The following is a 16081-nucleotide window of genomic DNA, read 5'->3' as shown; positions in this document are numbered from 1 at the left end:
CATAATCGAGAATGCCGCATGTCCGTACAGAATATTGTCAACATTACCGAAGCAAACCTGCACCAGACCCTTGAACAGTCGATGACCAAACCGGTGCTGTTCTACTTCTGGTCTGAGCGGAGTCAGCACTGTCTGGAACTGACCCCGGTCCTTGAGAAGCTGGCCGCCCAGTACAACGGTCAGTTTATTCTGGCGAAGCTCGACTGCGACGCCGAGCAGATGATCGCCTCGCAGTTTGGCCTGCGCGCCATTCCGACGGTCTATCTGTTCCAGAACGGTCAGCCGGTGGACGGCTTCCAGGGCCCGCAGCCGGAAGAGGCGATCCGCGCCCTGCTGGATAAAGTGCTACCGCGCGAAGATGAGCTGAAAGCGCAGCAGGCGGCGGCCCTGATGGCCGAAGGCAAACATGACGACGCCCTGCCGCTGCTGAAAGAGGCGTGGCAGCTTTCCGGTCAGAACAGCGAAACCGGCCTGCTGCTGGCGGAAACGCTGATTGTCTTAAAACGTTCTGAAGACGCCGAAGTGGTGCTGAAAACTATCCCACTTCAGGATCAGGATACCCGCTACCAGGGGCTGATGGCGCAGATTGAACTGCTGAAGAAAGCCGCGGATACGCCGGAAATTCAGCAACTGCAACAGCAGGTGGCCAATAGCCCTGCCGACGCGGCGCTGGCCAGCCAGCTGGCACTGCAGCTGCATCAGGTGGGGCGCAACGAAGAAGCGCTGGAACTGCTGTTCAGCCACCTGAAAACCGATCTGGCTGCCGCTGACGGCCAGGCGCGTAAAACGTTCCAGGACATTCTGGCGGCACTCGGCACGGGTGACTCTCTGGCCTCCTCCTATCGCCGTAAGCTTTACGCTCTGCTGTACTGATCGTTTAGAAAATACTGGAGCCGCCGTTATGGCGGCTTTTTTTATATCTGCCGCTAGCGTTCATTAAGTCTTTCTAATGTTTTATTTTGAAAAAAAGTTAATGAGTCTTTAACGATGTAAAATATAGTCTTTAGCATGTCCACGCTTCTGAACGGATAGCCCGCCTGTAGTAACCTTTATCTTCCATTTGTGATCGGCGCAAAACTCCCGCACGCGGTGCTAATAGCCTCATCTTGCGGGAGATGTTAAACTTTTTCGCGATAAAAATGGCTCGCTTTTAACTATAGGAAGTATGCGGCATGACACATATCTTTTATGAGTTCACCTCCCTTAAGCCGGGTGTTCCTAATGTAGAAACATTAATGCAAGTCATCCACTCCTCGGCAGAAACCAGTTTTGTTATTGGCCCTGAAGTCGTTGATTTCGTAAAAAAAGCGTTGATCGTTAATACCACTATTGGCAGCTTTAAAAATTGCAAATTCGCTTTCGACAACGGCACGCACTTCATTGAATTTGATGGGAAAGGTAAATCAAAGCGTTACGACGAGGTTCCGGAATGGTTTGTCTCCCCGGCAGACTTTTCCCGCTCGCAGTGGCTGATCAACCATAAGCTGTCGGATGTGATGGCGACGAAGTTTATTGAAGTGCTGATGTCTTACCCGCTGAAAGAGCGTCGTGCCCACTGCAATCTGCTGTTCGGATTAGACTTGCATAAGACAGGTATCGTGCCGTCCACGACTCCTGCCGCGAACAAAATCGGCAATAAAAACGGTAAAACAACGAAGCCGAAAATCATCGAACTGGGCTCCTTTGAGCTGTTCAGCCAGTTCTTTGACCGCCTGAAAAGCGCCGTGGCAGAGGATCAGTTCCCGACCCTGCAAGTGCTGACCGGTATCGATAACCTGTCAAAAGCGCCAAATAACCTCAAACAGGGGATCCGCACCTGGTTCAAAGCGATCACCGGCGATCTGCCGCCTAACAATAAGCGCGTCGAAGCCGGTAATGCCAGCCTGTTCTGCGCCCCGGTGCGCGAACAGCTGCAGCAGATTGAAGCGATTGGCCTGGAAAAATACTATGCCGGACTGTCACGGGCGATCAACGAAGCGGGCGAGCAGTACATCTCTGACTTCGCTTACACCCATCCCGATGCCTGACCTGCCGCTGTCGACTAAAAGTCCCGTCGCCCTGCTATTTTTAGCGGGGCTTTTTTATGTCTGGACCCTGCCCGGCTCGTTGATTCAAGGCGAATTTCCCCCTGTTTGCCGATATACTAATGGGCAACAAACGAACAATTGTTATCGCAACATGGAATACAAAACAGGAGGTTTTACATGTTCATCGTCATCCCTATTCTCATCTTCGTGGCGCTGGTGATCGTCGCCGCTGGCGTCAAAATTGTTCCGCAGGGCTACCAGTGGACGGTTGAGCGTTTTGGTCGTTACACCAATACGCTGCAGCCGGGGTTAAGCCTGGTCGTGCCGTTTATGGACCGCATTGGCCGCAAGATCAATATGATGGAACAGGTGCTCGATATCCCGTCGCAGGAGGTCATCTCCCGGGATAACGCCAATGTCACCATCGACGCGGTGTGCTTTATTCAGGTGATTGACGCCCCGAAAGCCGCCTACGAGGTGAGCAACCTTGAGTTAGCCATCATCAACCTCACGATGACCAATATCCGAACCGTGCTGGGCTCGATGGAGCTGGACGAAATGCTCTCCCAGCGCGACAGCATCAATACCCGCCTGCTGCACATCGTCGACGAAGCCACCAACCCGTGGGGCATTAAAGTCACGCGTATTGAGATCCGCGACGTGCGCCCGCCAGCAGAGTTGATCACCTCGATGAACGCCCAGATGAAGGCTGAGCGAACCAAGCGCGCCTACATTCTGGAGGCCGAAGGGGTGCGCCAGGCGGAGATCCTCAAAGCCGAAGGGGAAAAACAGTCGCAGATCCTTAAAGCCGAAGGCGAACGCCAGTCTGCCTTCCTGCAGGCCGAAGCCCGTGAACGTTCGGCGGAAGCAGAAGCCCGCGCCACCAAAATGGTTTCGGAGGCCATCGCTGCCGGGGATATCCAGGCGGTGAACTACTTTGTGGCGCAGAAGTACACTGAAGCGCTACAGGCCATTGGCTCGGCGGATAACAGCAAGGTGGTAATGATGCCGCTGGATGCCAGCAGCCTGATGGGCTCGATCGGCGGGATCGCGGAGCTGATTAAAAACAGCGGCAACGAGCGCAAATTATGATCGCGTTAATTGCTGCACATCCGCACGTCTTCTGGCTGAGTCTCGGCGGCCTGCTGCTGGCGGCAGAGATGCTTGGCGGCAACGGCTATCTGCTGTGGAGCGGCGTGGCGGCCGTTATCACCGGCCTGCTGGTGTGGATCTTACCCTTCGACTGGGCCTGGCAGGGGGTGCTTTTCGCGGTACTCACCCTGATTGCCGCCTGGCTCTGGTGGCGCTGGCTCTCACGCCAGGTGCGCGGGCAGAAACCCGCCGATGCCCGGCTCAACCAGCGTGGACAACAGCTGGTGGGGATGCAGTTTACGCTGGATACCGCCCTGGTGAACGGACGCGGCCATATGCGCGTCGGCGACAGCTCATGGCCGGTGATTGCCGATGCCGACTTTGTCGCCGGTACAAAAGTTGAAGTGGTGGCCGTCGAGGGGATCACCCTTCGCATCCGCGCCCTCTCCCGATAAGAACAGGATTAACAGAATGGTCAGGAAGACAACGCTGGCAATGAGCGTTAGCGCATTACTGGCAAGTGCCGTACCGGCATACGCCTCGTTTGATATTGAAGACTGTAAATGGAGCGATGACCATTGCCTGCTGAAAGGCGACCCGGTGCTGACACCCGGCAATGATTCCCGCGACAACCTGCTGCGCCTGCTGAGCGAAGCAAAATCCTTTGCCCTGCCCGTGCAGGCCACGCCTGCGGATATCACCCGCTCCCGAGACTTCTATTTTGCTTATCATCCGGAGTGGGATGCCGCAACGACACCTGCCACCGCCGCAGGGGAAGCACCGGTTGAAGAGAGTTCGCTCAGCAAACAGCTCGCCGCTCTGCAGCTTGACCCCGTTGAGATCCGCAACGACGGTGAGCTGGAAAACCGCTTCGTCTCGAACAGTGCCGACAGCGTGAGCCAGTTTTTTGCCGTCCTGCTGGCCGATGACACGCTCACGGCCGAACAGCGCCATGCCCTGGCCCGGGCGCGTTCAGGGCTCTATTCCGGCGCGACCGACGAGCAGCTGGCGGCATCTCTGGAGACTCTTCCGGCACAATCGACAGCCGTGCAGTACAAAACCTATCTGTCAGGGGCAGCCCTTTTTTATGCCGGGGATTACGCCGGGGCGGATCGCGCATTTAGCGCATTGATCGACAGCAATCGCCCGTGGCTGGCGGAAACCGCGCACTATATGCTGATGCGTACGGCGCTGAACAAAAGCAGCCAGAACAGCACGGGGGAGTACGGCGATTTCACTCTCGATCGCATCGATCGCTCTGCAGCCGAACAGGCGCAGAAAGCTGCCCAGGTCTATCTTCAGCGCTGGCCGGAGGGGCGTTATGCCGATTCCGCGCGCGGCATGTTGCGCCGTATCAACTGGTATCTGCAGGCCTGGCCGCAGCTGGCGGGGCTGTATGAGCAGCGGTTCCAGCAGGCCAGTGACGCCGGGGCGCTGCGCGGGCTGGTGATCGAATACGATAATGTCTTTGGCATGCAGTTCTATGTAAGCGCCGTGCAGGAGGCATTCCCCGACGCGCCGCTGGTCAGCTATACCGAAATGCTGCGCGCCCTTCGCCTGAACAGCGACGAGAAACCGACCCTGACGCAGCAGGTGCTCGACAGCAGCAAACCGGTGTTTGAAAAAAGCGGCAAGCTGGCGCTGTGGCGTAATCTGCAGTTGAACCTGTGGCGGGCGACAAACAACGATGCCGCCATTTTGCAGGCCGTTAAGCCAGCGGAAAAACTCCCGGCGCACGACATTCTCGCCTTTAGCGAACAGGTGCTGTACGGCGACGCGCTGATGGCGCAAAAGCAGTGGCTGGCGGCAGGTGATTTCTGGCTGACGTTGCTGAAGCTGAGCAAGGATGTCGAACAGCAGCAGTATGTGCAGGCCAGGCTGGCCGCCACGCTGGTGTTTAGCGGCAACGCAGAAGCAATTTTTGCTCCTGACAGCGCCGTCACCAACCTGCGGCTTCGCTCACAGGTGCTGAAAGCGGTGGCCTCGCCTGAGCGGTTACGCCAGCAGGCCAGCCAGGGGCCGAACAACGAGGAGCGCACCATTGCGCTGCACACGCTGTTGGTGCGTGATTTAACCGAAAACCGCTTCAGCGACTGGTTAACCGACAGGAAGCTCGCCAGCGCCATAGCGCCTCCGGTCGTGGGCAAAGCGTTTGACGATGTTAACCTGAGCGTTTTCGACTGGAACGGCGATGCCGCCGAAGCCGGTTACGTCTGTCGAAGTCTGGACAACACGGTGCAGGTACTCAGCCAGAACGCCAATGATGCCCATGCCCTGAACTGTCTGGGCGAGTTCTTCCGCACGACCAGTACCCATGTCGATCTGTGGAAAGACAGCACGGGCAACGGCCTGCTTGGCGCGGCGATCCAACGCAAGGAACCTTACGGCCAGTTTGACAGGCAGGGTTACTATCAGCAGGTCATCACCTCGCCAAAGGCGGAGCATGAAGATAAAAGCTACGCGCTCTATCGGGCCATCATGTGCTATGCCCCGTCCGGCTATAACGAATGTGGTGGAGCAGAGGTGGACAAAGCCCAGCGCAAAGGCTGGTTCACGCAGTTAAAAACGCAGTATCCGGGCAGCCCGTGGGCACAAAAACTCAAATACTACTGGTAGCCGCGCTGCTGGCCGGACAGGCGCAGGCGCAGGAGATCGTTACCGCCCACGAGCACCCGGCCTTCTGGCTCTGGTCGGGGGTTAAGGCCAGCGATGCGCTGAAGGAGGCGCAAACGGTCTATCTGCATCAGGGAGAGGTGCTGGCCCGCCCGAATGAGGTGGTGTTCCAGCGCCTCGGACTGCCCGTCAGCCGCCTGACCTTTCCCTCAATCTGGCTGACCGTGCGCTTTACCACCCTCGACGTACCGCCTGAGATCTTCCCGAGAATAGTCCGCCTGATGCAGCGCTGGCAGGCGGCCGGTAATCAGGTGGTGGGTTTGCAGGTTGATTTTGATGCGGCCACCCACCAGCTGGCGGACTACGCCCGCTTTTTGCAGGCGTTGCGCCAGCAGCTGCCGGCCGAATTTTCGCTGGGGGTCACCGGGCTGCTGGACTGGGCAAAAACCGGGGATGTCGCCACGCTGAACGCGCTGGCGGTGGATGAACTGGTGATCCAGAGCTATCAGGGCCGCCATACGGTGGCCAACTATCAGGCCTATCTGCCCGCGCTTGCCCGGCTGCGCATTCCATTCAAGCTCGGGCTGGTCCAGAACGGCCAGCGGGATCGGCAGGCCGAAGCGCAGCTGCAACAATCCCCGTGGTATCGCGGTACGGTGGTATTTATGCTCAACCCGGCCCGCGGTTAGGCCTTCGCCTTGCGATGACAGCAGCCGGACAGATTATCAATGATCGGACAGTCGGCGCCGTCATCCCCCGGACAGCTCTCCGCCAGGGCCAGCAATTGATCGCGCATCGCCTGTAGTTCCACAATATGACGTTCAATCTCCGCCACCTTCTCCAGCGTCCGGCTTTTAACGTCGGCGCTATGGCGCGCGGGATCGTTGAACAGGTTCACCAGGTCGCCGCACTCCTCCAGATTGAAACCCACCTGTCGCGCCTGGCGCAGCAGCGTCAGTTCATCGAGGTGCTTCTGGGTATAGCTCCGGTAGCCGTTCTCACTGCGCAGCGGCGGCGTCACCAGCCCTTTCTCTTCGTAAAAACGAATCGCTTTGCTGGTTAAGCCGGTTTTTTTGGCAACATCACTGATATTCACGTTTCCCCCTTGACCTTCCCCTTGATGGAAGGTTTAACCTTCATAACAGTTAGATGAAAGTGTCTCTCCGGTCAATATCTGGCTGGAGGTTTAGAAGGAGTTTACCTATGTCTCAAACCATCGACCTGACACTGGATGGCCTCTCCTGCGGCCACTGTGTCAAACGCGTTAAAGAGAGTCTGGAGCAACGCCCGGACGTTGAGAGTGCAGATGTGACCATCGAGCACGCGGTCGTCACCGGCAGCGCAAGCGCCGATGCCCTGATCGACACCATCAAACAGGCCGGTTACGGTGCGGCGTTAAGCCACCCAAAGGCTGATCCGCTGACAGCGTCAACAACTCCGTCGGAAGCACTGACAGCGGCCCCCTCTGAGCTTCCGGCAGCTCACGATAGCGATGACAGCCAGCAGCTGTTGATCAATGGCATGAGCTGCGCCAGCTGCGTCACCCGCGTCCAGGATGCCCTGCAGGCGGTTCCGGGTGTGGCACAGGCACGGGTCAATCTGGCGGAGCGCACTGCGCTGGTCATGGGCAGCGCCTCCGCCGCTGATTTAGTGCAGGCGGTTGAAAAAGCAGGCTATGGCGCCGAGGCGATTGAGGATGACCTCGAACGCCGGACGCGCCAGCAGGAGACCGCCATCGCCACCATGAAACGTTTTCGCTGGCAGGCGATTGTCGCCCTGCTGGTAGGTATCCCGGTGATGGGCTGGGGAATGCTCGGCGACAACATGATGGTCACCGACGACAACCGCACGCTGTGGCTGGCAATTGGCGTGCTCACCCTTGGGGTGATGATCTTCGCAGGCGGCCACTTCTATACCAGCGCCTGGAAGAGCCTGAAAAACCGCACCGCCACCATGGACACGCTGGTGGCGCTGGGTACCGGCGCGGCGTGGCTCTACTCAATGAGCGTCAACGTCTGGCCGCAGTGGTTTCCGATGGAAGCGCGCCACCTCTATTACGAAGCCAGCGCGATGATTATCGGCCTGATTAACCTCGGCCATATGCTGGAAGCCCGGGCCCGTCAGCGCTCGTCGAAAGCGCTGGAAAGATTACTCGACTTAACGCCGCCTACCGCCCGGGTTGTGACCGAAAACGGCGAACAGAGCGTGCCGCTGGCAGAGGTTCAGGAAGGCATGATCCTGCGCCTGACCACCGGAGATCGCGTGCCGGTGGACGGGGAGATCACCCAGGGCGAAGCCTGGTTTGACGAAGCGATGCTCACCGGCGAGCCGGTGCCGCAGCAGAAAAGCGACGGGGAAAGCGTTCATGCCGGTACCGTCGTGCAGGATGGCAGCGTGCTGTTCCGCGCCAGTGCCGTCGGCAGCCACACCACGCTGTCGCGCATTATTCGAATGGTGCGCCAGGCCCAGAGCAGCAAGCCGGAGATCGGCAAAATGGCCGATAAAATCTCTGCCATCTTCGTGCCGGTGGTGGTGGGTATCGCCCTGTTCAGCGCCGCTATCTGGTACTTCTTCGGCCCCGCGCCGCAGATTGTCTATACCCTGGTGATCGCCACCACGGTGCTGATCATCGCCTGTCCTTGTGCCCTGGGACTGGCGACGCCGATGTCGATTATCTCCGGCGTCGGGCGTGCCGCAGAATCGGGCGTGCTGGTACGTGATGCCGACGCCCTGCAGCGCGCCAGCACCTTAGACACCCTGGTGTTTGATAAAACCGGGACCCTCACCGAGGGTAAACCGCAGGTGGTTGCCGTCCATACCCTGGGGGGGATGAGCGAAGCCGAGGCCCTGAGCCTGGCGGGCGCACTGGAGCAGGGCTCCAGCCATCCGCTGGCCCGGGCGATTCTGGAGAAAGCGGGCAACGCATTACCGCAGATGAATAACTTCCGCACCCTGCGCGGGCTTGGGGTCAGCGGTGAGGTGGATAATCGCACCCTGCTGCTGGGTAACCAGGCGCTGCTCGCAGAAAACGGCATTGATACCCGTGCGCTGGACGAGCAGCTGCAAACCTGGGCTTCACAGGGGGCAACCCCGGTGCTTCTGGCGGTCGACGGACAGGCTGCGGCGCTGTTTGCCATTCGCGATCCATTACGCGCTGACAGCGTGGCTGCCCTGCAACGCCTGCACCGGGAAGGCTATCGTCTGGTGATGCTCACCGGCGATAACGCCACCACCGCCCAGGCTATCGCCCGGGAAGCGGGTATCGATGAGGTGATCGCCGGCGTGCTGCCGGATGGCAAAGCGGATGCGATTATCAAACTGCAGGGCCAGGGACGCCGCGTGGCGATGATTGGCGACGGCATCAACGACGCCCCGGCGCTGGCGCAGGCGGATGTGGGCATCGCCATGGGCGGCGGGAGCGATGTCGCCATCGAAACGGCAGCCATCACCCTGATGCGCCACAGCCTGACCGGAGTGGCCGACGCGCTTGCCATCTCGAAAGCGACGTTGCGCAACATGAAGCAAAACCTGCTGGGGGCCTTTATCTATAACGCCTTTGGTATTCCCATCGCCGCCGGGATCTTATGGCCGCTGACCGGCACGCTGCTGAACCCGGTAGTGGCGGGTGCCGCCATGGCCCTCTCCTCTATTACCGTGGTGAGCAACGCTAACCGCCTGTTGCGCTTTAAACCTAAAGCCTGAGGCGGTTGCAGGACAAGGACGTCTTGCACCGCCCTGCCCCACGCGCTAGCATGAATTTTTCATTCAGGGAGCGCGTATGGGTCTGTTTCAACGTCTGAAAGCATCGTTTCGCGCCCTTTTTCCCCGCCGCTATCGCTGGCCTGGACTCGATATCACCCTTCCCGGCGGACAGCATCTGCATCTGGTTGGCAGCATCCATATGGGGACGCGAGATATGTCTCCGTTGCCCGAGGGGCTGATTAGCCGACTGCGTCAGGCCGACGCGCTGATCGTCGAAGCGGATATCTCCGGGGACGAGTCGCCTTTCGCCGGGCTTGCGATACCACCTCCGCTGGAGGAGCGTCTCAGCGAGACGCAGCTGGCTGAACTGCAGCGGGTTGCCGACGAGCTTGGCTTATCTGTCTCGATGCTCGAGAGCCAGCCGCTATGGCAGATCGCGATGGTGTTGCAGGCCACCCAGGCGCAGCGGCTGGGATTACGGGGCGATTACGGCATCGACTATCAATTGCTGAATGCCGCACGCGCGCAGCAGTTGCCGGTTATCGAACTGGAGGGTGCCGCCAGCCAGATTGCACTGCTGCGCCAGATGCCAAACGACGGTTTGCTGCTGCTGGAAGATACGCTAACCCACTGGCACACCAATGCCCGGCTGCTGCAAACCATGGTGAGCTGGTGGCTGGATTCGCCCCCTGCCGTTGACCGGCTGGCGCTTCCGGCCACGTTCAGCGAATCGCTGTATGACGTGCTGATGCACGAGCGCAATCAGGCGTGGTGCGAAAAGCTGCACGCGCTGCCTGCCGGACGGTATGTGGTGGCGGTTGGGGCATTGCATCTGTACGGCGAGGGGAATTTGCCGTCGTTGCTGAGATAAAAAAGTGGCCAATATTTCTATTGGCCCGTCAAAGAGGAATTTCATCATTGTTATTATGCCGGAGGAGACCTCCGGTTCAGAAGATTGTCGCTCAAAGTGACCATCACTGCCAACACTATATGCGCAAGATGGTGCTATTTTTTAGCCTCTTTTGAGGCGTATTCTTAAGGCGTTTATTGTCCGGGCTAAGAAGGATTGCTATGACTCCCGCCGTTAAATTACTCGAAAAAAACAAGATTGCGTTTCGGATCCACAGCTACGACCACGATCCGGCTGAAACCAATTTTGGTGATGAAGTGGTGCGTAAACTGGGTCTGAATGCGGACCAGGTTTATAAAACGTTGCTGGTCGCGGTCAATGGCGATATGAAACACCTCGCCGTGGCGGTGACGCCGGTTGCCAGCCAGCTGGATCTCAAGAAGGTCGCCAAAGCGCTGGGTGCGAAAAAAGTGGATATGGCGGACCCGATGGTTGCGCAACGCACCACGGGGTACCTGGTGGGTGGGATCAGCCCGCTGGGGCAGAAGAAGCGCCTGCCGACGCTGATTGATGCGCCCTCGCAGGAGTTTGACACGATCTATATATCCGGCGGCAAGCGCGGGCTGGACATTGAACTTTCGGCGGGCGATCTGGCGAAAATGCTGGATGCGCAGTTCGCGGATATTGCGCGCCGGGATTAGAAAAACGCCGGGTGGCGCTGTGCGGCCTGGTGCCCTCACCCCGTCCCTCTCCCACCGGGAGAGGGCGCAAACATTAAAAACGGTAACGGGCGTTACCGTTTTGCTTTTACCTCGTAGGCCGGGTAAGGCGAAGCCGCCACCCGGCACTTACGGCGGTTACTGCCAGCTCACCTCACCCTGCGGTTCATAGGCATTCACATCCAGCGGTGAATTCTGCTGGATATACTGCTTGAGCACCTCGGCGTCGATAAAGCCGGTATTCACATAGCCCGGTTTATTATCGATATGCGGATAACCATCGCCGCCGGTGGCGTTAAAGCTTAACGTCGCCATCCGGTAGGTTTTGGCCGGATCGACCGGTTCGCCCTTGATCTTCAGGTCGCTCAGCACCCCGCCCTTCGCCACAAAGCTCACGTTGGCAAACTGTGGATAGGCTCCGGAGTCCGGTTTCATCTGCGCCACCGCCGTCAGATAGTCTGTCACCTCTTTGCCGCTCATATCGACATACACCAGCACGTTGCCGAACGGCTGCACCTTCAGCACATCTTTATAGGTGATGTCCCCGCCTTCGATGGAGTCGCGGATCCCGCCGCCGCTCATCACCGCAAAATCGGCACCGGTGCGCGCCATCTGCGCGGCCAGGATCAGATGCCCCATGTTGGTCTGCACGAAGCGCACCTTGCTGCGATCGCCTTCCAGTCGGCCGTTGAGCGTGCCAATCTTCACGTCCAGCTGCGCCTTGCCTTTATTCTGGAACGGCGTCAGCAGGGAGAGCATCTGTGGGTTTTCCGCGATTTCCGGGGTATAGAGCACGCGCTCGCTCTGGCCGTTATCGTAAGTGACCTTCTTCTTCAGGTTGACCGGGATCAGCTGGTAGTGCACCAGCTTCATCTCGCCGTTGCGGAATTCGAAGTCCGCGCGGCCCACATATTTGCCCCACTCGTGGGCCTGCACAATCCAGATCCCGTTCTGCTTGTCCGGCGCGCACGGCGTGCCTGGCACGTAATCCACCTGCTTTTTATTTTCCGAGGCCATACAGACCGGATCCTGGGAGTGACCGCCCACAATCATCGCCAGCGAGCCCGCCGGCAGGCTGCGCGCCATCTCAACATCACCCGGCGCGTTCGAGCCGTGCTCGCCGTTATCGTAGTGCCCCATGTGGGTGGTGGCGATAATCACGTCCGGTTTTTCGTTCTGCTGCAGCTCCTGGATCACCAGCTTCGCTTCGTCGGCCGGTTTACGGAATTCGATGTCGGTAAAATATTCCGGGTTGCCGATTTTCGCCGTGTCATCGGTGGTCAGCCCCACCACCGCAATTTTAATATCCTGGCGTTTGAAAATGGCCCAGGGCTTAAATAAGCGCTCGCCGGTGCTTTTCTGGTAAATATTGGCGGATAGGAACGGGAATTTGGCCCACTTCTCCTGCTGGCGTAATACTTCGATGGGATTATCAAACTCATGGTTGCCGACGGCCATCGCATCGTAGCCAATCAGATTCATGCCGCGAAAGTCGGGTTCTGCGTCCTGTAGATCGGATTCCGGCACGCCGGTATTAATATCGCCGCCGGAGAGCAGCAGCACGCTGCCGCCTTTTGCCGCCACCTCTTTACGGATCCCGTCCACCAGCGTTTTCTGCGCCGAGAGGCCATATTCGCCGTATTCGCTGCGCCAGAAGTGGCCGTGATGGTCGTTAGTATGCAGGATGGTGATGTTATAGGTTTTATCTTTTTCCCAGGCCTGGGCTGGCAGGCTGAGCAGACCGCACGCCGCTATTATTGCCAGCGCGACGCCTCGCTTCATTAACTTCATTTCTTCACTCCCTGATCTTAGACAAACGCAAAAATTACAATGAGTCATCAGAATAGACAAATATGTTTTCAGAATTGCGACTTTCCTCAAATGTCAGGGACAGGTATGTTAGTCGGATAATAATTACTCCCTGCACTTCCAATAACAATCGACGTGGTATTTATGGCAATCAGCGAATCTACTCCTCCGGTGTCGGCGGCTAAGGCCCGCACCTCATTCGGTATTCTCGGTGCAATCAGTCTTTCGCATCTGCTTAACGATATGATCCAGTCGCTTATTCTGGCGATCTACCCGTTACTGCAGTCCGAGTTCTCTCTCACCTTCGTGCAGATCGGCATGATCACCCTCACCTTCCAGCTGGCGTCGTCGCTGCTGCAACCGGTGGTGGGTTACTGGACGGATAAATATCCGATGCCGTGGTCGCTGCCGATTGGCATGTGCTTTACCCTGAGCGGCCTGATCCTGCTGGCGATGGCGGGCAGCTTTGAAGGGGTGCTGGTGGCAGCCGCCCTGGTGGGCACCGGCTCGTCGGTCTTCCATCCGGAGTCGTCCCGCGTGGCGCGAATGGCCTCCGGTGGCCGTCACGGTCTGGCACAGTCGCTGTTCCAGGTGGGCGGCAACTTCGGCAGCTCCCTCGGTCCGCTGCTGGCGGCGGTGATTATCGCCCCGTACGGCAAAGGGAACGTGGCCTGGTTTGTGCTGGCGGCGCTATTAGCGATTGTGGTGCTGGCGCAAATCAGCCGCTGGTATGCGGCTCAGCATCGGGTCAATAAAGGCAAACCAAAAGCGCCGGTGATAAATCCCCTGCCGCGCAACAAGGTGATTCTGGCCGTCAGCATCCTGCTGATGCTGATTTTCTCCAAATACTTCTATATGGCGAGTATCAGCAGCTATTACACCTTTTATCTGATGGAAAAATTCGGACTATCGGTACAAAACGCCCAGTTTCATCTGTTCGCGTTCCTGTTTGCCGTTGCAGCCGGAACCTTTATTGGTGGGCCGCTGGGGGACAAAATCGGACGTAAATATGTGATTTGGGGCTCTATCCTCGGTGTTGCGCCCTTCACGCTTATTTTACCCTACGCAACCCTGTGGTGGACGGGCGTTTTAACCGTGATCATTGGTTTTATCCTCGCATCCGCTTTTTCTGCCATTCTGGTGTACGCTCAGGAGCTGCTTCCGGGGCGTATCGGCATGGTTTCCGGGCTGTTTTTTGGTTTTGCCTTCGGGATGGGCGGCCTTGGCGCGGCGGTATTAGGGCTGATTGCAGACCATACCAGCATCTTCCTGGTCTACAAAATCTGCGCTTTCCTGCCACTTCTTGGGATGTTGACTATATTCCTGCCTGATAACCGGCATAAATCCTGATTTATCTGCGGCCAAACTACAGCTTTGGCCGCGCCCTTCCCTTCTGCCATCAGCCTTTCTTCACCACACCTCTGATAAATCGTCCGGATGTACGTCCGTTTAACCCTTATTGCTGTTTTCATTAAAATTCAATAATTATTCATAAACGTAATCATTAATTTTGTCATAAACTATTACACGGCTTTTTGGTTTACGAACCAAAAATGGAGTCATACAGCAACGAAAGGAGACGGAATGCACCACGCCACACCGCTTATCACCACCATTGTTGGTGGACTTGTACTCGCTTTTATACTCGGCATGATTGCCAACAAACTGCGTATTTCCCCTCTGGTGGGCTATTTAGTGGCGGGCGTGTTAGCTGGTCCGTTTACCCCTGGTTTTGTTGCTGATACGAAACTTGCCCCCGAGCTGGCGGAGCTTGGGGTGATCCTGCTGATGTTCGGTGTGGGTTTGCATTTCTCCCTGAAGGATTTGATGGCGGTAAAGTCCATCGCCATTCCTGGCGCGATCGCCCAGATAGCCGTGGCGACGTTGCTGGGTATGGCGCTTTCAGCGATGCTGGGCTGGCCGCTAATGACCGGCATCGTGTTCGGCCTGTGTCTTTCCACCGCCAGTACCGTGGTGCTGCTGCGCGCGCTTGAAGAGAGACAGCTGATTGACAGCCAGCGGGGGCAGATCGCCATTGGCTGGCTGATTGTTGAAGATCTGGTGATGGTCTTAACCCTGGTGTTGCTGCCTGCTGTCGCCGGAATGCTCGAAAAAGAGAACGTCGGGTTCGCCTCCCTGGCGCTGGATATGAGTATCACCATCGGCAAAGTGGTGGCCTTTATCGCCATTATGATGCTGGTGGGCCGCCGCCTGGTGCCGTGGATCCTCTCCCGCAGCGCGGCGACCGGCTCGCGCGAGCTGTTTACCCTCGCGGTACTGGCGCTGGCGCTGGGGATTGCCTTTGGCGCCGTGGAACTCTTCGACGTCTCCTTCGCGCTGGGCGCCTTCTTTGCCGGGATGGTGCTGAACGAATCGGAACTGAGCCACCGTGCTGCCCACGATACCCTGCCCCTGCGCGATGCCTTTGCGGTGCTGTTCTTTGTCTCGGTCGGGATGCTGTTCAATCCGCTGGTGCTGATTGAGCAGCCGCTGGCGGTGCTGGGCACCCTGGCGATCATTATTTTTGGTAAGTCGGTGGCGGCTTTCTTCCTGGTGCGCATGTTTGGTCACTCGCCGCGTACTGCGCTGACCATCGCCGCCAGCCTTGCGCAGATTGGTGAGTTTGCCTTTATCCTCGCCGGACTGGGCATGGCGCTGGATCTGCTGCCGCAGGCCGGGCAAAACCTGGTGCTGGCAGGGGCAATCCTCTCCATTATGCTGAACCCGGTGCTGTTCGCGCTGCTGGAAAAATACCTCGATAAAACCGAAACCCTCGAAGAGCAGACCCTGGAAGAGGCGATCGAAGAAGAGAAGCAGATCCCGGTGGATATCTGCAACCACGCCCTGCTGGTCGGTTTTGGCCGCGTCGGGAGCCTGCTGGGCGAGAAGCTGATGGCCCAGGGCATTCCGCTGGTGGTGATTGAAACCTCCCGCACCCGCGTGGATGAGCTGCGCGAGCGCGGGATCCGCGCGGTGCTGGGGAACGCGGCTAACGAAGAGATTATGAATCTGGCGCATCTGGATTGCGCCCGCTGGCTGCTGTTGACTATCCCTAACGGTTACGAGGCGGGTGAGATCGTGGTCTCCGCCCGTGAAAAATACCCGCACCTGGAGATTATCGCCCGGGCGCATTACGACGACGAAGTGGATTACATTATGGAGCGCGGCGCGAATCAGGTGGTGATGGGCGAACGCGAGATTGCCAATACCATGCTGTCGCTGCTGGAGAAACCGCCGGTTGAAGCGACGGTGACGGGGTAAAACTTGTG

The 16081-nt window shown here is 58.0% G+C and carries 13 protein-coding genes; 11 read left to right on the top strand and 2 right to left on the bottom strand.

Annotated elements, in window-relative coordinates; all coding sequences use genetic code 11:
- Positions 1-18 precede the first annotated feature (18 nt).
- From FHN83_RS17175 to FHN83_RS17150, 6 genes are all read left to right on the top strand, one after another.
- On the top strand, positions 19-873 hold the full coding sequence (locus FHN83_RS17175) for a co-chaperone YbbN (protein WP_139564462.1): 855 nt from the start codon (positions 19-21) through the stop codon (positions 871-873).
- 299 nt (positions 874-1172) lie between these two features.
- Positions 1173-2027, top strand: coding sequence for a hypothetical protein (locus FHN83_RS17170; protein WP_139564461.1), 855 nt, complete (start codon positions 1173-1175; stop codon positions 2025-2027).
- A 177-nt stretch (positions 2028-2204) separates the two neighbouring features.
- Positions 2205-3119 carry an SPFH domain-containing protein gene (locus tag FHN83_RS17165; RefSeq protein ID WP_039032427.1) on the top strand — a complete coding sequence of 305 codons (915 nt, stop codon included), beginning with the start codon at positions 2205-2207 and terminating at the stop codon, positions 3117-3119.
- Complete coding sequence (locus FHN83_RS17160) at positions 3116-3574, top strand: NfeD family protein (protein ID WP_139564460.1); 459 nt, start codon at positions 3116-3118, stop codon at positions 3572-3574. Before FHN83_RS17165 ends, FHN83_RS17160 begins: the two co-directional genes overlap by 4 nt.
- A gap of 16 nt (positions 3575-3590) precedes the next feature.
- Positions 3591-5735, top strand: coding sequence for a hypothetical protein (locus tag FHN83_RS17155; RefSeq protein ID WP_139564459.1), 2145 nt, complete (start codon positions 3591-3593; stop codon positions 5733-5735).
- Positions 5705-6421 (top strand): DUF3142 domain-containing protein, encoded by a 717-nt coding sequence (locus FHN83_RS17150; protein ID WP_139564458.1) that lies wholly within the window; start codon positions 5705-5707, stop codon positions 6419-6421. Before FHN83_RS17155 ends, FHN83_RS17150 begins: the two co-directional genes overlap by 31 nt.
- Here FHN83_RS17150 and cueR read toward each other — a convergent pair.
- Positions 6418-6828: a Cu(I)-responsive transcriptional regulator gene (gene cueR, locus FHN83_RS17145; protein WP_039032423.1), complete on the bottom strand. Its 411-nt coding sequence runs from the start codon at positions 6826-6828 to the stop codon at positions 6418-6420. The genes FHN83_RS17150 and cueR overlap by 4 nt on opposite strands.
- Positions 6829-6935: 107 nt before the next feature.
- Between cueR and copA the strand changes: the two genes are divergently transcribed.
- The 3 genes from copA to ybaK all read left to right on the top strand — a co-directional run bounded on the left by copA (position 6936) and on the right by ybaK (position 10985).
- Positions 6936-9434 (top strand): copper-exporting P-type ATPase CopA, encoded by a 2499-nt coding sequence (gene copA / locus FHN83_RS17140; protein ID WP_139564457.1) that lies wholly within the window; start codon positions 6936-6938, stop codon positions 9432-9434.
- Positions 9435-9510: 76 nt separating this feature from the next.
- Complete coding sequence (locus FHN83_RS17135; protein ID WP_139564456.1) at positions 9511-10305, top strand: TraB/GumN family protein; 795 nt, start codon at positions 9511-9513, stop codon at positions 10303-10305.
- Between the two features lie 200 nt (positions 10306-10505).
- Positions 10506-10985, top strand: coding sequence for a Cys-tRNA(Pro)/Cys-tRNA(Cys) deacylase YbaK (ybaK, locus tag FHN83_RS17130; protein WP_139564455.1), 480 nt, complete (start codon positions 10506-10508; stop codon positions 10983-10985).
- A 156-nt stretch (positions 10986-11141) separates the two neighbouring features.
- Here the strand turns inward: ybaK and ushA are convergent, their stop codons facing one another.
- Positions 11142-12794: a bifunctional UDP-sugar hydrolase/5'-nucleotidase UshA gene (gene ushA, locus FHN83_RS17125; RefSeq protein ID WP_139564454.1), complete on the bottom strand. Its 1653-nt coding sequence runs from the start codon at positions 12792-12794 to the stop codon at positions 11142-11144.
- 162 nt (positions 12795-12956) lie between these two features.
- Here ushA and FHN83_RS17120 point away from each other — a divergent pair, with 162 nt between their 5' ends.
- Together FHN83_RS17120 and ybaL are read left to right on the top strand one after the other, a co-directional pair.
- Complete coding sequence (locus FHN83_RS17120; RefSeq protein ID WP_039032418.1) at positions 12957-14162, top strand: MFS transporter; 1206 nt, start codon at positions 12957-12959, stop codon at positions 14160-14162.
- A 234-nt stretch (positions 14163-14396) separates the two neighbouring features.
- On the top strand, positions 14397-16073 hold the full coding sequence (gene ybaL, locus FHN83_RS17115; RefSeq protein ID WP_039032417.1) for a YbaL family putative K(+) efflux transporter: 1677 nt from the start codon (positions 14397-14399) through the stop codon (positions 16071-16073).
- Positions 16074-16081 lie beyond the last annotated feature (8 nt).

Origin of the sequence: Leclercia adecarboxylata (assembly GCF_006171285.1) — a bacterium.
GTDB lineage: Bacteria > Pseudomonadota > Gammaproteobacteria > Enterobacterales > Enterobacteriaceae > Enterobacter > Enterobacter barmai.
The sequence above is the reverse complement of the archived record's forward strand: the minus strand, read 5'-3'. Positions and strand labels throughout refer to the sequence as shown.